20 protein-coding genes and 3 tRNA genes are annotated in these 19,560 nt (G+C 64.3%); 15 read left to right on the plus strand and 8 right to left on the minus strand.

Translation table 11 applies throughout. The annotated features are described in order from the left end of the window. Position 1 precedes the first annotated feature (1 nt). The gene (locus AC1RHV_RS23830; protein ID WP_054449990.1) at positions 2–736 is read right to left on the minus strand and encodes a succinate dehydrogenase/fumarate reductase iron-sulfur subunit; all 735 of its coding nucleotides are present in this window, start codon (positions 734–736) and stop codon (positions 2–4) included. A gap of 321 nt (positions 737–1,057) precedes the next feature. On the opposite strand from AC1RHV_RS23830, the gene AC1RHV_RS23835 reads away from it, so the two are divergent. Together AC1RHV_RS23835 and AC1RHV_RS23840 are read left to right on the plus strand one after the other, a co-directional pair. Then, positions 1,058–1,133: transfer RNA gene (locus tag AC1RHV_RS23835), tRNA-Gly, on the plus strand. A gap of 111 nt (positions 1,134–1,244) precedes the next feature. Further along, positions 1,245–1,859: a hypothetical protein gene (locus AC1RHV_RS23840; RefSeq protein ID WP_054449988.1), complete on the plus strand. Its 615-nt coding sequence runs from the start codon at positions 1,245–1,247 to the stop codon at positions 1,857–1,859. A gap of 172 nt (positions 1,860–2,031) precedes the next feature. Here the strand turns inward: AC1RHV_RS23840 and AC1RHV_RS23845 are convergent, their stop codons facing one another. Beyond that, positions 2,032–4,986 (minus strand): autotransporter family protein, encoded by a 2,955-nt coding sequence (locus AC1RHV_RS23845; RefSeq protein ID WP_492302128.1) that lies wholly within the window; start codon positions 4,984–4,986, stop codon positions 2,032–2,034. Between the two features lie 515 nt (positions 4,987–5,501). Between AC1RHV_RS23845 and AC1RHV_RS23850 the strand changes: the two genes are divergently transcribed. From AC1RHV_RS23850 to AC1RHV_RS23865, 4 genes are all read left to right on the plus strand, one after another. Further along, positions 5,502–6,362 carry a hypothetical protein gene (locus AC1RHV_RS23850; RefSeq protein ID WP_492302130.1) on the plus strand — a complete coding sequence of 287 codons (861 nt, stop codon included), beginning with the start codon at positions 5,502–5,504 and terminating at the stop codon, positions 6,360–6,362. 249 nt (positions 6,363–6,611) lie between these two features. After that, positions 6,612–7,250 carry a ProQ/FinO family protein gene (locus tag AC1RHV_RS23855; RefSeq protein WP_492302132.1) on the plus strand — a complete coding sequence of 213 codons (639 nt, stop codon included), beginning with the start codon at positions 6,612–6,614 and terminating at the stop codon, positions 7,248–7,250. Positions 7,251–7,400: 150 nt separating this feature from the next. Then, positions 7,401–7,476 (plus strand) — tRNA-Gly (locus AC1RHV_RS23860). A gap of 55 nt (positions 7,477–7,531) precedes the next feature. Further along, positions 7,532–7,605, plus strand: a tRNA-Cys gene (locus tag AC1RHV_RS23865). 100 nt (positions 7,606–7,705) lie between these two features. Here the strand turns inward: AC1RHV_RS23865 and AC1RHV_RS23870 are convergent. Then, positions 7,706–8,164, minus strand: a complete 459-nt coding sequence (locus AC1RHV_RS23870) for a hypothetical protein (RefSeq protein ID WP_492302134.1) — start codon at positions 8,162–8,164, stop codon at positions 7,706–7,708. Further along, positions 8,161–9,135 (minus strand): D-2-hydroxyacid dehydrogenase family protein, encoded by a 975-nt coding sequence (locus AC1RHV_RS23875; RefSeq protein WP_492302136.1) that lies wholly within the window; start codon positions 9,133–9,135, stop codon positions 8,161–8,163. The genes AC1RHV_RS23870 and AC1RHV_RS23875 overlap by 4 nt, the downstream gene beginning before the upstream one ends. A gap of 98 nt (positions 9,136–9,233) precedes the next feature. Here AC1RHV_RS23875 and AC1RHV_RS23880 point away from each other — a divergent pair, with 98 nt between their 5' ends. The 3 genes from AC1RHV_RS23880 to AC1RHV_RS23890 all read left to right on the plus strand — a co-directional run bounded on the left by AC1RHV_RS23880 (position 9,234) and on the right by AC1RHV_RS23890 (position 11,175). Then, the gene (locus tag AC1RHV_RS23880) at positions 9,234–10,145 is read left to right on the plus strand and encodes a LysR family transcriptional regulator (protein WP_175181139.1); all 912 of its coding nucleotides are present in this window, start codon (positions 9,234–9,236) and stop codon (positions 10,143–10,145) included. Positions 10,146–10,258: 113 nt separating this feature from the next. Continuing rightward, positions 10,259–10,582, plus strand: coding sequence for a hypothetical protein (locus AC1RHV_RS23885; protein ID WP_054451291.1), 324 nt, complete (start codon positions 10,259–10,261; stop codon positions 10,580–10,582). A 2-nt stretch (positions 10,583–10,584) separates the two neighbouring features. Beyond that, positions 10,585–11,175 carry a DUF2946 family protein gene (locus AC1RHV_RS23890; RefSeq protein ID WP_054449975.1) on the plus strand — a complete coding sequence of 197 codons (591 nt, stop codon included), beginning with the start codon at positions 10,585–10,587 and terminating at the stop codon, positions 11,173–11,175. A 9-nt stretch (positions 11,176–11,184) separates the two neighbouring features. On the opposite strand, the gene AC1RHV_RS23895 is transcribed toward AC1RHV_RS23890, so the two are convergent. After that, positions 11,185–11,649 (minus strand): nuclear transport factor 2 family protein, encoded by a 465-nt coding sequence (locus tag AC1RHV_RS23895; RefSeq protein WP_175159438.1) that lies wholly within the window; start codon positions 11,647–11,649, stop codon positions 11,185–11,187. Positions 11,650–11,746: 97 nt separating this feature from the next. Beyond that, positions 11,747–12,148, minus strand: a complete 402-nt coding sequence (locus tag AC1RHV_RS23900; protein ID WP_125471643.1) for a DoxX family protein — start codon at positions 12,146–12,148, stop codon at positions 11,747–11,749. A 130-nt stretch (positions 12,149–12,278) separates the two neighbouring features. On the opposite strand from AC1RHV_RS23900, the gene AC1RHV_RS23905 reads away from it, so the two are divergent. The 5 genes from AC1RHV_RS23905 to AC1RHV_RS23925 all read left to right on the plus strand — a co-directional run bounded on the left by AC1RHV_RS23905 (position 12,279) and on the right by AC1RHV_RS23925 (position 16,461). Next, positions 12,279–13,211: a LysR family transcriptional regulator gene (locus AC1RHV_RS23905; RefSeq protein ID WP_313387496.1), complete on the plus strand. Its 933-nt coding sequence runs from the start codon at positions 12,279–12,281 to the stop codon at positions 13,209–13,211. Positions 13,212–13,221: 10 nt separating this feature from the next. Beyond that, on the plus strand, positions 13,222–13,803 hold the full coding sequence (locus tag AC1RHV_RS23910; protein ID WP_175181135.1) for an NUDIX hydrolase: 582 nt from the start codon (positions 13,222–13,224) through the stop codon (positions 13,801–13,803). Next, positions 13,800–14,573, plus strand: coding sequence for a leucyl/phenylalanyl-tRNA--protein transferase (gene aat / locus AC1RHV_RS23915; RefSeq protein ID WP_054449968.1), 774 nt, complete (start codon positions 13,800–13,802; stop codon positions 14,571–14,573). Before AC1RHV_RS23910 ends, aat begins: the two co-directional genes overlap by 4 nt. A 42-nt stretch (positions 14,574–14,615) precedes the next feature. Continuing rightward, positions 14,616–15,353 (plus strand): arginyltransferase, encoded by a 738-nt coding sequence (locus AC1RHV_RS23920; protein ID WP_054449966.1) that lies wholly within the window; start codon positions 14,616–14,618, stop codon positions 15,351–15,353. A gap of 67 nt (positions 15,354–15,420) precedes the next feature. Then, complete coding sequence (locus tag AC1RHV_RS23925) at positions 15,421–16,461, plus strand: quinone-dependent dihydroorotate dehydrogenase (RefSeq protein WP_119449687.1); 1,041 nt, start codon at positions 15,421–15,423, stop codon at positions 16,459–16,461. A gap of 149 nt (positions 16,462–16,610) precedes the next feature. On the opposite strand, the gene phaP is transcribed toward AC1RHV_RS23925, so the two are convergent. Further along, complete coding sequence (phaP, locus tag AC1RHV_RS23930; protein WP_054449962.1) at positions 16,611–17,189, minus strand: TIGR01841 family phasin; 579 nt, start codon at positions 17,187–17,189, stop codon at positions 16,611–16,613. Between the two features lie 376 nt (positions 17,190–17,565). On the opposite strand from phaP, the gene AC1RHV_RS23935 reads away from it, so the two are divergent. Further along, positions 17,566–18,543, plus strand: a complete 978-nt coding sequence (locus AC1RHV_RS23935; RefSeq protein ID WP_054449960.1) for a tripartite tricarboxylate transporter substrate binding protein BugD — start codon at positions 17,566–17,568, stop codon at positions 18,541–18,543. An 81-nt stretch (positions 18,544–18,624) separates the two neighbouring features. Here the strand turns inward: AC1RHV_RS23935 and AC1RHV_RS23940 are convergent, their stop codons facing one another. Continuing rightward, positions 18,625–19,488: an IclR family transcriptional regulator gene (locus tag AC1RHV_RS23940; RefSeq protein WP_119449688.1), complete on the minus strand. Its 864-nt coding sequence runs from the start codon at positions 19,486–19,488 to the stop codon at positions 18,625–18,627. Positions 19,489–19,560: the final 72 nt, after the last annotated feature.

A 19,560-nucleotide genomic window follows, 5' to 3' on the forward strand; every position in this document is an offset into this window, starting at 1 on the left:
GTCAGCCTCCCTTGAGCAGGCTGAAGATGGCGCTGCGCTTCAATCCGGCAATGCTGCCGGTGGGGCTGAGGCTTACCGGACAGTGCTTCATGCAGCTGCCCTGGGAGTGGCAGGAATTGCAGCCGCTGCCGGAGGTGGCCTTGCGCAGCACGTCCTTGGGGTCGGCGTGTCGTTCGTCGTTGTACAGCGTCCATGCGCGGTTCAGGGCGGCCGGGCCAAGATAGTCCTTGTCCCAGGACACCACGTCACAGGCCGCGTAGCACACGCCGCAATTGATGCATTCGATGGCCGCGTCGGCCTGCTTGCGCTTCTTGCTCTGCGGCGACACCAACGCCGGCGGATCGTTGCGTGTAGCTGTGCCGACGAAGGTGTTCCCGGCGCGCGCCCACTTCTGGAAGAACTCGCTCATATCGACGACGAGATCCTTGATCCGCGGCATATTGCGCATTGGCTCGATCACGATCACGCCGCCTTCCTCGACGCGGCTCACATGCGTGCGACAGGTCCAGCGCGGCTTGCCATTGACCGTCATGGCACAGGACCCGCACACGCCGACGCGACAGGCGTAGCGATACGAGAGGCTGGGCTCCTGCGTGCGCTGGACTTCGGTCACCACATCCAGGACCGTCTGGTTTTCGCGCCAGGGGACCGAGTACGTGGAGTAGGCCCCGTCCTCGGTTCCCCGGGAAATGCGGACCGTGAGTTGTCTCTGATTCGTGGAGTTCTTAGTATCCATTTTCCGCCCTCGGGCGACAGGCTGCGCCCATGAACAGAATTCTGAATCTCGCGTATGAGTGAAGCAATATGGATTTAGTTGATATTTTTTGAAGATAATTTGCCAGTTTTCATAGCGCCGGACTGGCGATCCGGCGCATGCCGCGCCGCCGCATGTTCAATCAATGGCGACCACCGGGGCGCCGAAGCAGCGTCAGCGCGCCGCTTCGAAGGCCCGCATCGCGGCATTCCGCGGCCCGCGTGCATCTTTGGAAAAATTGGGTATACTTCCGCCTCGCTTGTCAGGAACCGCCCAGTTGGGGCTGGCTCCAGGCAAGAAATTGCGGGAGTAGCTCAGTTGGTAGAGCGCAACCTTGCCAAGGTTGAGGTCGCGAGTTCGAGACTCGTCTCCCGCTCCAAATTTTGATTTCCAGCTTCCTTCTCGGAATTCTGAAAATCCTTGAGAAAGGGCCTACGGGCCCTTTTTTCATTGCGGTTTGCGCCGCTTGAAAAATGAAGGAACACGGGCAATGGATACCGCATTGATCCTGCTGGTGCTTGTCGCTGCATGGCAGGTGCTGCGCGTGCGCTACCAGCGCGCCCGCATCGCGCTGCTGGGCCGTCATCTGGGCGGTTTGCAGCTTGAGCGCCACATGGAAACCCTGACGCAAGGCTACACACGCGCCATCCGCGAAGACGCCGAAACACGCCAGCTACAGGTGCTGGAAACCTTCGCTCAGACCGAACGCGCCGTGGCGGCACAAGTACGGTCGCTGGCCGACGCCATGCAAAAGGAAAGTCCGCAGGCTACCCGTGTGAGCACGCTCTCGTTCTGCGTGCCATACATCGAGCGCTTTCTTCCTGCAAGGACACGGGATTTTCGTGAACTGCTGTACATCCATGCATCCGGCTTGCGCCATGTCGTGGACAACGAGAGCCACTGGGACGCAAGAGAACGCGCGTACCACCTCTCGGCAGAGCTGTATCTGCTGCAGCACAGTTGCCATTGGTTCTGCAAATCCCGCGCCGTGGCCGATGCACGGCTGATGCTGCGGCATCAGGTCGATCACCGGAAAGTCCTCGATTCAGTGTCTGCTGTTACCCGCTCGGCTTATCTGCGATGGCAAGGGGCCGATAAGCGCTAGGACCAACTGCGTCTCGTCCGCCCTGGCCCCGCTCAGCGCGCATTCTTGAGCAAGTCCTGGAAAAAGGGGCGAATCTTTCGATTCGCCCCTTTTCATTTGGCCTGGATTCCAACCCGCACAGGCACAACGGGCGCCGCAATCGCGATGCCTGTTGCGCCTGTGCGGCGTCCAATCAGAAGCGCACAGCCAGCTTGAGCACGCCCGATTGCTGGCGGTTGCCGCCGCCGAACTGCGCGTCATACGCAATGCCGGCCGTCGTGTTGCGCGTGATCGCCATTTCTGCGCCCAGGCCCAACACCGCGGCGTCGCGGGCGATCGGCACGCCCGTCACCGAGAACGTGCTGCCGCCTTCGAAGGCCAGCTGTTGCTTGGGCTTGACATCGCCCATGGCATGGCGCCAGCCCAGCGACGCGGTCAGACGGCCCGGCGTGCGGTCAGAGCCGAACTCCCAGCCGCCGCGCAGTCCCAGCGTGGTGCTGGTCACGTCATCGGAATTGCTGGACCCGTGCAGGGCCGCCGTGCCGCCCGATTCCTCGAAGCCGCGCGTGCGCAGTTGGTTCCATGCCAGCCCGGCGAAGGGTTCGATGGTGTAGGCATCGCCCAGCGGCAGGTTGTAGCCGAGTTCGGTGAACACCTGCGTCGACGAGGCGTGGTAGGACGACTCGAGGCGCTGGTTCAGGCTGCCGGCTGCCACGTCGCGCTTTGCGTCGATGTCATGCCAGGTGTAGGCCGCGCCGGCCATGAACCGGACGTGACCAGGGCCGGCCTGGAAGTTCCGTCCGCCGAACAAGGTGGCCGTGTAGCTGTCCACATTGGTACGCGAGGACGCGTCGTCGATCGAGTTGTGGCTGCCGATGTAGCCAACCGCAGCGCCCAGGCGCCAGCCGCCGCCGACCGCGCCATCGCCGCCGACGAAGAGGCCGCCCGACGATTGGCTCACGCTGGACGCGTTGCCGTCGCTGCCGAACTTGCTCCAGTTGCCGAACGCTTGCGCCCAAACCGGCGAGGCGCCGCTTTGCGGCATGGCGTCGGACGACGGCGCGCCCAGTTGGGCCGTGGGCCGTCCGGCAAGCACCGGCGCGTCGAGATTGCCGCGCAGATGCGACAGCGGCAGCGTGCGCACGGTGTCGCCCTGGCTCAGCAGCACGCTGGCGGTGCTGGCGTAGGCTTCGCCCGACAGCATCTTCAGGGCCGAACGCGCTTCGTTCGGCGTCATGGCGAGCACGGCCGCCGCCACCTGGCTGGCGCCGGTGTTCTTGCCCGCGGCGACGCCGCTGTCGACCAGGGAGGACCCGCTACCGGCGGGGGGCGTTTCGTTGCCGGCTGTGGACGAACCGTTGCCGGTCGATGTCGAGCCGTTGCCGGTCGAAGACGAACCATTCCCCGTCGACGTCGAACCGTTGCCAGCCGAAGACGAACCGTTGCCCGTCGACGTCGAACCATTGCCGGCAGAAGACGAGCCATTGCCCGTCGACGTCGAGCCGTTGCCGTTCGAGGACGAACCGTTGCCCGTCGCGGGCGGCTCTTCCTGGTCCAGCGCGCCACCCACGTTGCTCTCGTTGCCCGAGCCGCCGATGCTGCCGATCGGCACGTCGTTGCGCGTCAGGGTCATGTACGCATTCTTCGGGTCGTAGCTGAGCGTGGGCGTCAGGAACGCGTATCCGCTCGAAGCGCCGGTGAACTGGCCCTGGATGCCTCCATCGGCCGTCAGGATGTTGTACGTCGTGCGCGGCGCGTAGTTGCCGTCTGGCCCCACATGCGCCACGGTGCCGTCGAGGTAGGCGACGCCGGTGACGTGGATGCGGTCGCTGAGGCTGCTGGCCGGATCGGCATGCACGCGGTAGATGGTGTTCTGGCCAAAGGTCAGGTTGCCGTTGACGGTGAGCGTGCCCATGGGCGTGCCGTCATTGCCCGGAGAAATGACCGCGGTGGGATAGAGGTTGGTGGTGCCTACCTGGCCCACGCCCGCCAGCACGACTTCGCGGCCGATGTCCATCGGGCCGTTCAGCTTGCCGTCGATTTCCAGGGCGCCGTCGGCGATCAGGATGGGGCCCGTGAGGCCGCTGCTGTCCGCGGTCAGGATCACCGATCCCGGGCCGGTCTTGACGAAGCCCTGCGTGCCTTGCAGCGGGTTGTCGATGGTGTCGACGAATTGGCCCGAAGCATAGGTGCCGTCACCGACCACGATCGCGGGCGGGTTGCCGCCGCTGCCGACCAGGGTGATGGGAGCGCCTTGCAGGCGATAGCGGTCGGTGGCGAACTGGATGCCCGACACGCGCACCGGCCCGGCGCTGCCGTCCACGGTCACCGAGCCGGCCGCGCCCGTGAAAATCGCATAGCCGCCGTCGGGCAGAGCGCCCGTGGCATTGCTCGGGCTGTTCCAGTTGGTGCTGGCCGCGCTCCAGGTGCCGTTGCCGCCGCCCGAGCGGGTTGCAGATGCCGCGCCGTTGCCGTTCCACAGATTGGTCGTGCTCGGCCCCAGGATGAGGTTGATCTGCTTGTCGCCAGTCAGGTTCTGGATGGTCGCGGCAGGGGCGGAATCACCCGAGACCGAACCCAGCGTCAGGCCGTTGCCGCTCAGATTGCCGCCGTAGGACAGGATCCGGTAGTAGCCGGCATTGACGCCCAGGGTGTTGACCGTGACGTTCAGCGTGGTGTTGTTGATGGCGGCATCGCCGCGCACGGTGATGTTGTCGCCGGTGCCGGGTTGCGTAATCGGCAGCCCCGCGTAGCCGGTCTCGAAATTGAACACGGCATTGTTCATCGACAGGTTGCCGTTGACGACCAGATTGCCGTTGGAGACGCCAGTGGGCGTGCCGACTTCATAGCCCGGCGCCACGCGCGCCCCGGACACGTTGAGGTCGCCATTGATCGAGCCAAAGCCCGCGACGGTGCCGTTCGAGTTCGCATTGACGTTACCGCCCAACGTAACGCCCGAGCCGCCGCCATTGCCGCCGATCACCAGCGTGCCGCCGTTGACATCCACCCCGCCGGGGAAATTGGCCGAGCCGTCGAACACCTGCGTATTGCCCGACGTAACCGTCAGGTCCGCAGCCGTAACGCCACCGCAGTAGGACGCGCTCAGCGCGAGCGTCGCCGTCAGCCATTTCTTCGTGTCGTGTATCAACGTAAATCCTCCATATGTCGATTAATAAATCTGATATCCAAGGCATTACCGGATCGCTATAAAAGTATTATTAAGTAACCGGGTAAACCTAATGGCCGAAACAAGTTTTCGCGAAAAAAGGAGGCAATTTATACCCCTTTTCTTTCAATATCGAAAATTAATGAATAGATACCATCTTTATTAATTAATTCAGTATCTTGGATACCATCCAAAATCGCAGAATTTGAATATGGATACCATCCGCACGTAGAAAATAAATAAAATGACCAATATCCGATTTATTTAAATTTTCTTGTCGGATACCATCCACGCCGACACCACTGGCGCACTATTTCCCGATTTCCGAGGCAATCGGGAAACAAATTGACATAGCCGTATGGGAACGAGGCCTCCGGCGCCATCGCGCTTCCAGAATTTTCTTATCCGTGAAGCCCGGCCCGGCCCATACCATCGCTGGCATGATGGCCGCCCCCAGCCTCCCCGACGGATACACGCCGGCAACCGCCAGATTGCCGATGACCCTGCTGCATCTGCTCGCCATGGCACTGCAGGCATGCATACTCATCGGCACGATGCTGTCGATGTACTGGTCGTTCAGTGACGAGGTCTCCAGCTACCGCCGCCGCATGAATGCCGCCGCTGACCGCGCGCAGATATTCTTCGATCAGCGCGAAACGCTGCTCCGGGCAGTGGCCTCCTCGTCAGTGCGCAACACCGACCGCATGCCAGCCCAGCACACGCCCAGGACCTTCGGCCAGACCGGACAGGTCAACGTCATCCCGCTGATGAACGGGGCGGACTCCTACGATTGGGCGCTGATTCTTACCCGCCGCAACCGGGCGGACGTAGCCGCCGCCAACGCGCGCATCGTCTACACGACGCTGGCAGGCCCCGGCTCGACGCGCCTGGCGGTGGACGACACGCGGCTAGGCGGACACCACATTTCCAGGGAAGCGGAAAAATGGCTCCGCGACACCCTGGCCTCGCACCACGCCACGCCTGATCCGGACGACGGACGCGCACCGGTCGTCTGGATCAGACCCCTGACGGACGCCACCGATCATCTGTTTCTGTATACGCCGCTCGAAGGGGCTGGCAACGAGCAGACCTGGGTAGGGCTCGAAGTCGACGACATCGCCTCCGTCATCACAGCGGAACACGCCAGCGACGGCGCAAGCTATGCGCTTTACGACAATGACAGCCGGGTCGCCTTGCACGGCGGCCCCTCTCCTTCCGCAACCGGCCCGATCTCGGCAAGGTTGGCCCGCGACTCCTTCAGCTTCCAAGGCGCCAGCTGGGCGTACGCCACATCAGGGAAACGCTGGTTTCGCCCGCGATACGGCATCAGACAGCGCTCATCGACAGCCTCGCGCTGAACCGCAAGATCATCGACGTCGCGCCGATCGGACTCAGCCTGGTCCGGCCCGCCGCAAACCGAGAGAAACATACAGGTGCCCGGCCAGCCCGCCTGCCCGTCTTCCAAACGCTGATCCGCCGGCAAACCGGCATCCGCCGACGTCTGCGGCCATGGCGTCGGCGCCACACGCGTAACGCCCAGGCTGTGCTGCATTCGCGCACATGCGGTAACCTTCAGCCTGAACAAATCTGAGGTCTTGGAAATAACAATGGGTTTTGAAAAACTTGCCGACCTGCGCGAGCAGCTGCGGGCACAGGCTCAAAAGGCGGTGCCGGTCCAACCGAAGGCGGCAGGCCGGACAAAGAAGCGGGAGCCTGATCAAGCGAAGCCTACGGCGCGGCCGCAGCAAAAGCGCGAGTCGGGTCAAGCGAAGGCTGCCGCCCGCGCGCAGCAAAAGCGCGAGCCCGTCGACCCCGCGGTCGAGGCCATCTGGCGCCTGCAAAAGCACTTCCCGCAGGCGTTCCCCAAGAATCCCGCGCCCAAGCTGCCGCTCAAGCAAGGCATCCTGGCCGACGCGGCCCAGCATCTCGAGAAGCTGGGCATGACGGAAGAACAGCTCAAACAAGCCATCGCCACCTGGTGCAAGGGCAGCCGCTACTGGAGCAGCATGGTCGCGGACGCTACACGCGTCGACCTGCAAGGCCAGCCTGCAGGCACGGTCACGGCGGAGCAAGCCGCCTACGCGCGCCGCCAGGCTTCGCGCCGGCCGGCCGGCAAGGCTCGTCCCGCGAAAAAGGCCGCCGCGCCGGCTGCCGCATCCCCTGACGCCCCGGCTGACGCCCCCGCGCCTGAAGCCGCCCCCGAAGCCGCGGCCGTCACAACGCCGGCATCGAGCGATACGCCCTAAGGACACTGTTTGGCCCGGCGGGCGGGGATTTTTCACTTCCCCGCCCCGCCAGGCTACACAAGCCCAAAATTCTGTGTATAATCGCTGTCTTTGGTGGACACGGCCTTTCTGAAAACCAAGTCAGAAAACACACCAAATTGCAGTACCCCCGCGGGAGTAGCTCAGTTGGTAGAGCGCAACCTTGCCAAGGTTGAGGTCGCGAGTTCGAGACTCGTCTCCCGCTCCAAATACAAAAAGGAAGCAACGGCCAACACCGCGCTTCCTTTTTTCTTGCAAGTGCTGGCGCAATGGCAGAGTGGTTATGCAGCGGATTGCAAATCCGTGTACGTCGGTTCGATTCCGGCTTGCGCCTCCAGCGATTTTCCGAAACCCGCAGATGAAAATCTGCGGGTTTTTTGTTTTCCGAGATGCCGGGCTCCGCACGACAAGGCGCCGTTCCACAGCATCGATACGGACTATTCAACCCTACCGGCAGCCAAGGACTCCAGACATTTCGTCTGCCAGGCGAACTCCACCCTGAACGCTTCGGGATCAGACACGGCGCCGTAACCACCCTGTCCGTAAACCGCTGCGTAAGCCGCGTATTCGGCTGCGCGCAGCGCCTTGCCGGCCAGGGCGCTGGCAACCGCATAGGTCGCGGACACCGCGGCATGGCCGCAGCCGTCCAACGATTTCGATCCCTGGTGCTGGTTCGCCAGGCTCGCAGCCCGCCTGGAAATCTGCTCCAGCTGTTCGTGGGCGATCGCGCCGTCCAGAAAACGGCCCAGGCTCGCCAGGCAATCCACGACCTCCTGTTCTTCGAGCAGATACTCGACCCGCTGCGCACAGGCGAGGCCGAAAGCCAGTCGCAGGCGTTCCTGGTTCGCGGCAGCCAGATCCAGCTGCTTCGCCAGGCGTTCCAAGGACAGGTTCATGACGATGCCACCTGCGGATTCACCATGTTCACGGGCTTGCCTGCCGCAAAGCCGAGAATCTGGTTGAACACATCCTTGAACTGCAGATCCCATTCCTCATAGGTCACATATCCGATGTGAGGCGTGCACAGGACATTGGGCATCTGCAGTAACGGATTCGCGGTATCGGTCAATGGCTCCTGCTCGAAGACATCCAGCGCCGCCATACCCGGACGGCCTGCCCGCAGCGCCCGCTCCAATGCGCCAGGTTCGACAAGTCCGGCACGGCTGGTGTTCACGAACAACGATCCTTCCTTCATGGCCGCGAGGTCCGCCGCGTTGACGATGCCCTTGGTGGCGGCTACCAGGCGCATATGCAGCGACAGCACGTCACAGGACGCGAAGAACTCCTGCTTGGAGGCCGCGACTTCGTGCCCGTCCTCGCGTGCGCGCTGCAGCGACTCGGGCCGCGCCCAGACCAGCACCCGCATGCCGAACGCCCGCGCGTAGCCCGCAACCACTCGACCGATGCGCCCATAGCCAAAGATGCCCATGGTCTTGCCCCGCACGGTGTGGCCCACCCCACACTGCCAACGCCCCTGGCGCATGGACTCCACCTGCTGCGGCAATTGGCGCATGGCGGCCAGCACCAGCGCCCAGGTCAGCTCCGCCGCGGCATAAGAGGGCGTATCGGCGTGCAGGTCCGAGCAGACAAGGACGCCATGGTCGCTGCATGCGGCGACGTCGATATGCGGATAGACGCTGCGCTGGCTAATCAGGCGCAGCTTGGGCAACTTTTCGATCAACTCGCGGCGTATGGTGGTGCGCTCGCGGATCAAGACCAACGCTTCCGTATCGGCGAGGCGCTGCGCGAGCACATCGGTATCTTCGGCGTGATCCGTCCAGACGGTGACCTCGTGATCTCGCAAGAGGGCATAGCAAGGAAGGCGACGGAGAGTGTCGAACCAGTCGTCCAGAATAGCGATCTTCATTTGCGGTACCCCGCTGGGTGAGAGTGAGTGCTCAATTTTTACGCTGCCCAGGGCCCCTCGTAAAATGAAATGATTTCGTTCATTGATGCAAAAAATCTATGAAACTGGACGTCCTGGGTGTTCAAGCATTTGTGGCATTGGCTGAACGGGAAAGTTTCGGCAAGGCCGCCGAGTCGCTGTTCCTCTCGCAGGCGGCGCTGAGCCGCCGCATCCGGAACCTGGAAATCCACCTGGGCGTACGCCTGGTCGATCGCACCACCCGCACGCTCTCGCTGAGCACCGTGGGCCGCAGCTTCCTGCCGCAGGCGCGGCGCCTGCTGGGTGAACTGGAAAGCGCTCTGCAGCAGATCCGGGAACAACGGCAGGCGCTCGCGGGTAACGTGACCATGGCCTGCGTGCCGACGGTGGGCGTCCGCTTTCTGCCACGCGTGCTGCAAGCCTATGCCTCGGCATTTCCGGACAACCGGGTCAGCGTGCTGGATCACTCTTCCGCTGCCGTGCAGCAGGCCGTGCTGCACCGCGCCGCCGAGTTCGGCATAGGGATCGCGGACAGACTCGTACCCGAAATCGAATACGAGGAACTCCTGCACGACCGTTTCGTGCTGGTTTGCGGAAATGAACACCGCCTGGCCCGGCGCAAGGCGGTTCCCTGGTCCGAGCTGGAGAACGAAGCGCTGATCCTGCCTGGCGCGGGCAGCAGCAACCGCCCCCTGCTTGATGATCAACTGCCCGCGGGCATCGCCTTGCAGGCCCGCTTCGAGGTCCAGAGAAGCACGACCGCGGTGGGCATGGTGGCGGCGGGGGTGGGCGTGGCCATCGTTCCCGATCTCGCCCTGCAACCTGGGGCCTATCCGATGCTGGCGGCGGTGCCCTTGGTGCGCCCCGCTGTGTCGCGGGCATTCGTGCTGATGCAACGCCGCGGCAGCAGCCTTTCACCCGCTGCCGAAGCGCTCTTGGGATTCATAAGGCGCGAAAGACGCTCGCAACGGCGCCCTGCCGCGCCGCAGTAAACCGCGGCTCAGGTACGATTGCGGGTTTCTGCCAGCATCTGGTTACGCATCCCTACGCGCCGTCAATCAAATGATTGCTATGGTGACGCCGTTTGCAACTGATGACGGACCCTATGCGTACCATTCCGAACTCTCGAGCCCGCCCCTCCTCCGCGTTGTTGACGCTGTCCACGGCGGCATTGCTCACGCTCGCCCCGCTTGCGGCGCAGGCCGATTCGGACAAGCACCGCCATCGCCACGGGCGCGAGTATAAAGAGCAGTATTGGGACGGCGCCTGTAAGGTCGAGCGTAAATGGAAGCGCAATGGCGACTACCAGGAAAAGCGCAAATGCCGGGACGACTACCGCCACGGCTATGTGCAGGTGCCGCAGCCGGTGGCCGTGATGCCGGCGCCCGCCATTGTCATCAACCCGCCCCCCATCATCATCCGCCCCTGAACATGGATCAATCGGTGAAGGACGCGCTAGCCCGCTGGCCCGACGTGCCAGCGGTATACGGCTGGCTGTCGCTGGACGCGCGCGGCCGCTGGCGCCTGCATCCGCAAGGGCAATCAGCCGAAGGCGGTCCGGGCGAGTCCATCACCAATACGCAGATCCTGGAATTCATCAACCGCAATTACGAACACGATGAAGCGGGCCGCTGGTTCTTCCAGAATGGTCCGCAGCGCGTGTTCCTGCGGCTGGACGCCGCGCCCTATGTGCTGCGGCTGAGCGACGACAGCCGCCGACTGCTCACGCACACGAACGTCGCGGTCGATTCGGTCGATACGTGGAAGCTGGACGACGCGGGACAGCTGTATGCGATGACGCCCCTGGGCGCCGGCATCGTGCTGGACCGCGATCTGCAGCCGCTGTTGGAGAAGATGGCCACGGCGGACGGCGCCCCGCTGCTGGATGCGCTGGCGGATCTTGCGCCCGGTGGCGCAGTCCAGGCCGTCCTGCCCGGAACCTATGCGGCCGCGCCGCTGGCGCTGATAGCGCAAAAGGATGTGGCGCGGGAATTGGGCTTCGAAGCGAATCCCCGCGCCTGAACGGCGCGTTCAGAACATGCCGTTGGGATTGGCGGACTGCTCGGGAATGGGCTGCACCGCGTCCCAATGTTCCACGATCTTGCCCTGCTCCAGGCGGAAAATATCGATGATGGCGCTGCCACGATCGCCGGGCTGGCGCACCGCATGCACGTGCAGGATCACGTAGTCGCCATCGGTGAAGACTCGCTTGATCTCGCTGCGCGACTGCGGAAACTTGTCGCGCAGGAAGGCGATGAACTTGCGGAAGCCTTCGGGGCCGTCCGCCGCATTCGGGTTGTGCTGCACATAGCGGTCGCCGACGTACTTCAAGGCGGCATCCGCGTCCTTCTGATTCAGGCCCTTCTCGTAGAAGGCCAGCACGGCCGCCTTGTTGGCAGCTTCCTGTTCGGCGGACGCATGGACGGCGGGAGACAGGGCCAGGGCCAGCATGGCTGCGGCAACGGCGCGCTTGAAGCAAGGCTTGGAGAAGAACATGGAGAACTCCGGAATGGAAAAACGGCCGGGCCATTCTATGGTCCGGCCGTCCTGTCGGCCACGTCCGTGGCGGTAGACAGTCTGGTGCGCGCAGCGATCAGCCGCGGCCGCTCTTGACCAGCGCGTACTTGCCGTCGCCCAGCAACGCCAGTACGGCCGCAGCCACGGTCAGGAAGATCGGATATTCCCAGCCTCCGCCCGCATTGCCAAAGCCCCAGCCGTTGGGAAAATGCACCGTCGACGCCACGAACAGCTGCACCACGGCAATGACGGCGACCCAACGCGGCACGACGCCCAGGATCAACAGCACGCCGGCACCGACTTCGAAAAACGTCACCGGGTATGCCAGCCAGCCGGCGAAGCCGATCTTGGCGAAGAACTGCGCGGTGCCGGGCAGCGTGAACACCAGCAGCTTGGTCAGGCCATGGGCCAGGAACATGACGCCGAGCGCCACGCGCAGCAACAGCGCGGCATAGGGCGCGGTACGGGTATCAACCATTGCACTCTCCTAGAGCGGTAGGGGAATCGCCCAGGATGGGAAGATTCTTGATGAGCGCTATTCTTGCGATTCCAAAAACAAAGATAAACATGCAGAATTGCAAATTATTGTTCCCCGATAGGAAACAATCTTGGACACGCACACCGCCATGCAGACCTATGCCAAGGTCGTGGAGCTGGGCTCATTCGCGGCCGCGGCCGACAAGATGGGCCTGGCCCGTTCCGTGGTCACGCGCCAGATCGCCTATCTGGAACAGAAATACGGCGTGCGCCTCCTGAACCGCACCACGCGCAAGCTGAGCATGACCGACGCCGGACGCGCCTTCTATGAACGCGTGCGGCCCATCCTGGCCGAGGTGGCGGACCTGGAGCTGTCGCTGCAGGCCGAGGGCCAACGGCCCAGCGGCCGGCTGCGGGTGAGCGCGCCGGTGTCGTTCGGCATCCTGCACCTGGGGCCTGCCATAGCCGAGTACCTGCAGCGCTACCCCGACGTGATCATCGACCTGGACCTGAACGACCGCGTGGTGGACCTGGTGGAGGACGGCTACGACGTGGCGGTGCGCATCGGGCCGCTGCAGGATTCCTCGCTGGTCGCGCGGCCGCTGGCGCCGCAGCAGTTGCTGGTCTGCGCCGCGCCCGACTACCTGCAACGCCATGGCACGCCGCAGACGCCCGAGGAACTGAAGCAGCACCGCTGCCTGCATTACGCCTATGCCAGCACCGGCAACGAATGGCATTTCGAGAAGGACGGCGTGACCCATCTGGTGCGCGTGAACGCGGCCCTGCGGGCCAATAACGGCGATGTGCTGCGGACCGCGGCCCTGGCCGGGCACGGCGTCATCCTGCAGCCCGATTTCCTGGTGGGCGACGACGTCCGCGCCGGGCGCCTGATTGCGCTGCTGACCGATTACGCCCATACCCCGATCTCCATGTACGCCGTCTACCCGCACCGGCGCTTCCTGTCGCCCAAGGTACGATCCTTCGTGGAGCATCTGGAAGGCCGCTTCGGCGCCTCCTCCCCAGCCGTTCCGGGCCGGCGCGCCAGCCCCCGCCGCAGCCGTTAGAATCGTACCCATGACCGCAAAATCGCCCCTCGAATACTTCCCCGCGCCGCGCCGTTCGCATTTCTGCAGCCAATGCGGCTCGCCCATCAGCCGCCGGGTTCCCGAAGGCGACAACCGCGAACGCGACATCTGCGATCACTGCGGTGCGATCCACTACCAGAATCCAAGGCTGGTGGTCGGCACGGTGCCGGTCTGGGAGAACCGCGTCCTGCTATGCCGGCGCGCGATCGAGCCGCGCTACAACACCTGGACCCTGCCCGCCGGCTTCATGGAGCTGGGCGAGAGCACGGCGCAGGGCGCCGCCCGCGAAACACTGGAAGAATCCGGCGCGCGCATCAAGCTGGGCGAGCTCTACACCATCATCGACCTGCCGCAGATCGATCAGGTGCACGTGTTCTACCTGGCCGATGCGCTGTCGGACGCGCTGGACCCCGGCCCCGAAAGCCTGGAGGCCCGTTTTTTCGACGAGTCCGAGATCCCCTGGGACGACCTGGCGTTCCGCACCGTGGCGACCACGCTGCGCCACTACTTCGACGACCGCAAGCAGGGCGTGTATCCCCCCCATCACTACACCCTAGAATCGCACCGTTGAAACTGCCCTGGCTCGCCGTCGACACCCCTTTTCCGCCCGCGGAGTTTGCGCTTGCGGATCCCGACGGCCTGCTCGCGGCGGGCGCGGACCTGTCCACGCCCCGGCTGATCGAGGCGTATTCCAACGGCATATTCCCGTGGTACTCCGAGGGCGAGCCCATCCTGTGGTGGAGCCCAGATCCGCGCATGGTGCTCGCCGTGAAGGACTTCGCGCCCTCGCATTCGCTGCGCAAGCTGTTGCGGCAGATCGCCAGCCAGGAGCAAGGCGCCGCGCCGCGCGTGCAGGTACGCGTGGACACCGCTTTCGCCGAGGTGATGGCGCAATGCGCCGCGCCGCGTGACGGCCAGCCCGGCACCTGGATCACCGCAGCCATGCAGCAGGCCTATCGCGCCTGGCATGAGGCCGGCTACGTGCACAGCATCGAAACCTGGATTGACGGCGAACTGGCCGGCGGCCTCTACGGCATCAGCCTGGGCCGCATGTTCTTCGGTGAATCCATGTTCACCCGCGCGCCCAACGCCTCGAAGATCGCGCTGGCCTATCTGGTGCGCTATCTGGCCGCGCAAGGCGTGCAACGCATAGACTGCCAGCAGCAGACGCGCCACCTGGCCAGCCTGGGCGCGCGCCCCATCCCGCGCGCCGCTTTCCTGCAGCATGTGCGCACCGCCACTGCGCTACCTGCCGTCGCGTGGGCGCGGGGCACGCTGGACAGCGCTGGCCGCTTGCATCCCGACACAGCATCGGGCCCGGGGTTCGGCGTTAATATGTAGCCACTCCCCTTGCGGGCCTGCTGCCGCATTGCGGGACCTCCGATGAGCCAGCTCAAAGAACTCCCTTTCTCCACCCTGCAGTTCTACGCCACCGCTCCCTACCCTTGCAGCTATCTGCCGGGTCGCCAGGCACGGTCGCAGGTTGCCGCGCCCGGCCATCTGATCAACGCAGGGACGTATTCGCAACTGGTGGAGCAAGGTTTTCGGCGCAGCGGGCTGTTCACCTACCGGCCCCATTGCGACAACTGCCACGCCTGTATCCCGGTGCGCGTGGATACGGCGGGCTTCGCGCCCAATCGCAGCCAGCGCCGCGCCTGGCGCGATCACCAGGGTTTGCAGTCATTCGTGGCGGAGCTGGCCTGGTCGCCCGAGCACTACCGGCTCTATACGCGCTACCAGCAGGGCCGCCATCCGGGCGGCGGCATGGACGAGGACAGCCGCACGCAGTATGCGCAATTCCTGCTCACCAGCCGTGTCAACACCCGCCTGGTCGAGTTCCGCGACGAGACCGGCGAGCTGGTCATGGTGTCCATCATCGACGTGCTGGACGACGGCCTGTCGTCCGTCTACACGTTCTACGATCCCGACATTGCCGGCAGCCTGGGCACCTACAGCATCCTGTGGCAGATCGAACAATGCCGCACACTGAACCTGCCCTGGCTGTACCTGGGCTACTGGATCGCCGACAGCCGCAAGATGTCCTACAAATCCAGCTTCCATCCGGCCCAGTTCCTGGTCGACGGCGTGTGGGGCGACCAGCCCGCGTTGCCGCCCGCCTGATCCGCCCCTTCTTTGGAGCGCCTGGGGCGGCGCAGGGCCGGCAAAATTCGCTCTACAATTCCGCCCCATGTCTATCCTCTTCCACGCCTATCCCCTGGCCCGCCCGGCGCTGTTCGCCATGGACGCGGAAACCGCCCACGAAGTCACCTTGTCGGGCCTGCAACGCGCCTATGAATGCGGTGCCACCCGCAAGCTCATGCACGCGCAGCCGAAGGCGCCAAGCACGCTGATGGGCTTGCAGCTGGCCAACCCGATCGGGCTGGCCGCGGGCCTGGACAAGAACGGCGCCTATATCGACGCACTGGGCAACCTGGGATTCGGCTTCATCGAGGTGGGGACCGTGACCCCGCGCGCGCAGCCCGGCAACCCGAAGCCGCGCATGTTCCGGCTGCCGCGCGCCAATGCGCTGATCAACCGGCTGGGCTTCAACAACCAGGGCCTGGAAGCCTTCCTGGCCAATGTGCAGCGCAGCACCTGGCGCAAGCAAGGCGGCATTCTGGGGCTGAACATCGGCAAGAACGCGGACACGCCCATCGAGCGCGCCGCAGATGACTACCTGATCGGGCTGGAAGGCGTGTATCCGCATGCCGACTACGTGACGGTGAACATTTCGTCGCCCAACACCAAGAACCTGCGCGCGCTGCAAGGCGGCGACGAACTGTCGGCCCTGCTGGCGCAACTGGCGGACAAGCGCCGCGCGCTGGAAGACCAGCACCAGCGGCGCGTGCCCATGGCGGTGAAGATTGCTCCGGACCTGACGCACGAACAGATCGATTCCATCGCGGAAACGCTGCCGCGCCACGGCATCGACGGCGTCATCGCCACCAACACCACCCTCTCGCGCGACGCCGTCACCGGCCAACCGCATGCCGAGGAAGCGGGCGGCCTGTCGGGCGCCCCGGTGCATGAACTGTCTCTGGCCGTCATCCGCCGCCTGAAGGAAAAGCTGGGCGGCAGCCTGGCGATCATCGGCGTGGGCGGCGTGATGTCGGGCCGCCAGGCGCGCGAAAAGATGGATGCGGGCGCCGACGCCGTGCAGCTCTATACCGGCCTGATCTACCGCGGCCCGGCGCTGGTAGGCGAGTGCGTGCGCGCCGTGGCGCGCTGAGCCCAGACGCGGCCGGCATCCGCCGGCCGTACAGCGAAAAAAGCAGGCAAAAAAAGGGGCCACCCGGTGGGTGGCCCTAATTCCAGCTCTGCTCTGTCACTCAACAGTACTACATAACTGCGGTTTGCGCAGCACTGCGCGCCAAAAACTTAGGCGCTGCGGCGGCTGCGGCTGGCAACCTTGGTGGCGGCGTCGGCGGCATCCGAGGCAGCCTTGAAGGTCGCGTTGGCGGCGGCATTCAGGTTCGACTCGGCGACTTCGGCGGCCTGCTTGGCGGCCTTGGTCATCGAATCGTAGGCGCTGGTCGCGGTGGCCAGCGAGGACTTGATCAGGGCAACGGCGCTTTCGGAGCCGGTCGGGGCGTTCTTGGAGAACTGGTCGACGGCTTCGCTCAGCTGCTGCTGGCCTTCGGCGATCTGTTCCTCGGTCAGCTTGACCAGGCTGGTCTGCACGCCGGCAACGATGTCGTACACGTGCTTGGTGTAGGCCATGGCCTTTTCGGCGCCCGGCTGCAGCAGGCCCGAGGCGAAAGCGGCGGCTTCCTGCGGATCCTTGACTTCAGCGGCTTGCTGCGACTTCTGGGCGACTTCGTCCAGAGTGGCCTTGACGACCTTCAGGTTCAGCTCGACCAGCTTTTCGAAGCCGGCGAACACGGCCGACTGGGCGGCCACGATGGTGTTGATGCTGGCCTTTTGACGGTCCAGGACTTGTTGCGGGATAGCGCTCATAGAATGCTCCTTCAGGGTAGCCGGAGGCTGTCCGGCAAATAAGGAATGGTTGTCTGCGACGAACTATAGAAACGTGCGCGGAAACTGGTACTACAAGCTACCGCCGGCCCGTTTGATGCACTGCACAATTGACATTCTAGGCTGAGAAAAATCCTTGTCAAGGAGTTTTTGTGCGACGCAACAAAGAATTGCACTTTGACGGTGCATGCCTTGTCCGGGTTTGATCCAGCACAAAGGTTTCCCAGGATTCAGGAAATACCCGAAGTGACGTCGTATCAATTGTTTTCTAAACTGCTTTCACGCTGATGACAGACAAATAAACCCACAAGTCAGCGCGCAACAGCAAATCGCAGCAAACCCTGCAATTGGAGACTCCATGACCCTCATCCCCCGCACGCTTTCGGCCTTGCTCGCGGCCAGCGCCATGCTCGCAGCCGGCGCCGCCCAAGCCGAATATCCGGATCGCCCCATCAACATGGTGGTGCCGTTCGCCGCTGGCGGCCCGACGGACAACGTCGCGCGTTCGCTCGCGGAAGCCATGCGGCCGAGCCTGGGCCAGACGGTCGTGGTCGAGAACAAGGGCGGCGCCGGCGGCACCATCGGCACGACCCAGGTAGCGCGCGCCCAGCCTGACGGCTACTCCGTCCTGCTGATGCACGCCGGCTTCTCGACGGCGCCCTCGCTGTACAAGAATCCGGGGTACGACCCCTACAAGAGCTTCGAGCCCATCGGCCTGGTGGTCGACGTGCCGATGACCATCATCGCGCGTTCGGACTTCCCGCCCAACAACATCAAGGAACTGGCCGAGTACGTCAAACAGAACAAGGACAAGGTGTCCCTGGCCAACGCCGGCATCGGCGCCGCCAGCCATCTGTGCGGCACCATGCTGGTCGAGGCGCTGGGCGTACAGCTGCTGACCATCCCCTACAAGGGTACGGCGCCCGCCATGAACGACCTGCTGGGCAAGCAGGTGGACCTGCTCTGCGACCAGACCACCAACACCACCCAGCAGATCGACAGCGGCAAGGTGAAGGCCTACGCAGTCACCAGCCTGAAGCGCGTCCCCACGCTGCCGAACCTGCCGACCATGGACGAATCCGGCTACAAGGGCTTCGAAGTGGGCATCTGGCATGGCATGTGGGTGCCGAAGGGCACGCCCAAGCCCGTCGTCGACAAGCTGGTCAAGAGCCTGCAGGCTGGCCTGGCCGATCCCAAATTCCAGGAACGCATGAAGCAGCTGGGCGCAACTGTGCTGACGTCCGAAGCGAACCCGCAAGCCCTGGAAGCCAAGGTCAAGCAGCAAGTCCCGCAGTGGGGCGAGCTGTTCAAGAAGGCTGGCGTCGAACAGCAGTAACCCAAACCATGCGCCCTGGCGGCGCATGCAAAAAGAAAAGCCCCGTCCGGGGCTTTTCTTTTTTTGCAGGCCGGCCCTGGATTACGGGCGCAGAGCCTCTGCGGCCATGCCCAGACCGTTGAAGCCGGTGGAAACGGAGGGCTCGTAGCCCAGCGCTTCCGAGATGCTGGCGGCGGTGTCGACCAGCGCCTTGATCCAGTCGTCCTGCAGGCGCTCGGCGGGGGCCGAAATGGACAGGCCGGCGACCAACTTGCCGGTATCGTCGAAAATGCCGGCGGCGATGCAGCGCACGCCGAGTTCCAGTTCTTCGTTGTCGCGCGCATAACCGTGGCGCCGCACTAACGCCAGTTCGCGCTCCAGGCGGTCCAGGTCGGTCAGGCTGTTGCGCGTGTGGCCGGCCAGGCCGGTGCGCAGCGCGTAGGCCCGGACCTGGCGCGCATCGGCGGTGGACAGGAACAGCTTGCCGGTGGAGGTCAGGTGCAGCGGCGCGCGGCCGCCGATGGCGCGGACCACCTGCATGCCGGAACGCTCGCTCCAGGCGCGGTCGATGTAGACGATCTCGTCGCCCTGCTGGACCGACAGGTTGATGGTCTGCCCGGTCAGCTTGTGCAGCGAGCGCATGGCGGAAATGGCCGCCTCGCGCACGTTCAGGCGCCCCTTGACCAGCGAACCCAGCTCCAGCAGGCGCATGCCCAGCTGATAGAGGCCGTTGTCGACGCGTTCGACATAGCGGCCCACGACCAGGTCGTTAAGGATGCGATGCGCGGTGGACGCATGCAGGCCCGTGGTCGCGGACAGTTCTTTCAGCGTAACCGGATCCGGCTGCGCGGCCAGGGCATCGAGCAGACGCATGGCGCGTTCGATCACCTGGATGGCGATGGGATGGGCGGAGGCGCCTTCGGTCTCGGCGTCCAGGGCGTTGCGGGTAGTGGGGAGACGGGACATGGAAAGGGGGGCGTGGACAGCCGCGCCGCCTGTAGGGCCCCACCTTAGGGAACCGGACTTGCGGCATTGCAG

It is taken from the genome of Achromobacter sp. GW823-FHT04E03 (assembly GCF_058796095.1).

Excerpts from the sequence above, each read along its gene's own strand:
- AC1RHV_RS23830 (WP_054449990.1), bottom strand. The coding sequence starts at position 736 with ATGGATACTAAGAACTCCACGAATCAGAGACAACTCACGGTCCGCATT.
- AC1RHV_RS23840 (WP_054449988.1), top strand. The coding sequence starts at position 1,245 with ATGGATACCGCATTGATCCTGCTGGTGCTTGTCGCTGCATGGCAGGTG.
- AC1RHV_RS23850 (WP_492302130.1), top strand. The coding sequence starts at position 5,502 with ATGACCCTGCTGCATCTGCTCGCCATGGCACTGCAGGCATGCATACTC.
- AC1RHV_RS23855 (WP_492302132.1), top strand. The coding sequence starts at position 6,612 with ATGGGTTTTGAAAAACTTGCCGACCTGCGCGAGCAGCTGCGGGCACAG.
- AC1RHV_RS23870 (WP_492302134.1), bottom strand. The coding sequence starts at position 8,164 with ATGAACCTGTCCTTGGAACGCCTGGCGAAGCAGCTGGATCTGGCTGCC.
- AC1RHV_RS23875 (WP_492302136.1), bottom strand. The coding sequence starts at position 9,135 with ATGAAGATCGCTATTCTGGACGACTGGTTCGACACTCTCCGTCGCCTT.
- AC1RHV_RS23880 (WP_175181139.1), top strand. The coding sequence starts at position 9,234 with ATGAAACTGGACGTCCTGGGTGTTCAAGCATTTGTGGCATTGGCTGAA.
- AC1RHV_RS23885 (WP_054451291.1), top strand. The coding sequence starts at position 10,259 with ATGCGTACCATTCCGAACTCTCGAGCCCGCCCCTCCTCCGCGTTGTTG.
- AC1RHV_RS23890 (WP_054449975.1), top strand. The coding sequence starts at position 10,585 with ATGGATCAATCGGTGAAGGACGCGCTAGCCCGCTGGCCCGACGTGCCA.
- AC1RHV_RS23895 (WP_175159438.1), bottom strand. The coding sequence starts at position 11,649 with ATGTTCTTCTCCAAGCCTTGCTTCAAGCGCGCCGTTGCCGCAGCCATG.
- AC1RHV_RS23900 (WP_125471643.1), bottom strand. The coding sequence starts at position 12,148 with ATGGTTGATACCCGTACCGCGCCCTATGCCGCGCTGTTGCTGCGCGTG.
- AC1RHV_RS23910 (WP_175181135.1), top strand. The coding sequence starts at position 13,222 with ATGACCGCAAAATCGCCCCTCGAATACTTCCCCGCGCCGCGCCGTTCG.
- AC1RHV_RS23920 (WP_054449966.1), top strand. The coding sequence starts at position 14,616 with ATGAGCCAGCTCAAAGAACTCCCTTTCTCCACCCTGCAGTTCTACGCC.
- AC1RHV_RS23925 (WP_119449687.1), top strand. The coding sequence starts at position 15,421 with ATGTCTATCCTCTTCCACGCCTATCCCCTGGCCCGCCCGGCGCTGTTC.
- phaP (WP_054449962.1), bottom strand. The coding sequence starts at position 17,189 with ATGAGCGCTATCCCGCAACAAGTCCTGGACCGTCAAAAGGCCAGCATC.
- AC1RHV_RS23935 (WP_054449960.1), top strand. The coding sequence starts at position 17,566 with ATGACCCTCATCCCCCGCACGCTTTCGGCCTTGCTCGCGGCCAGCGCC.
- AC1RHV_RS23940 (WP_119449688.1), bottom strand. The coding sequence starts at position 19,488 with ATGTCCCGTCTCCCCACTACCCGCAACGCCCTGGACGCCGAGACCGAA.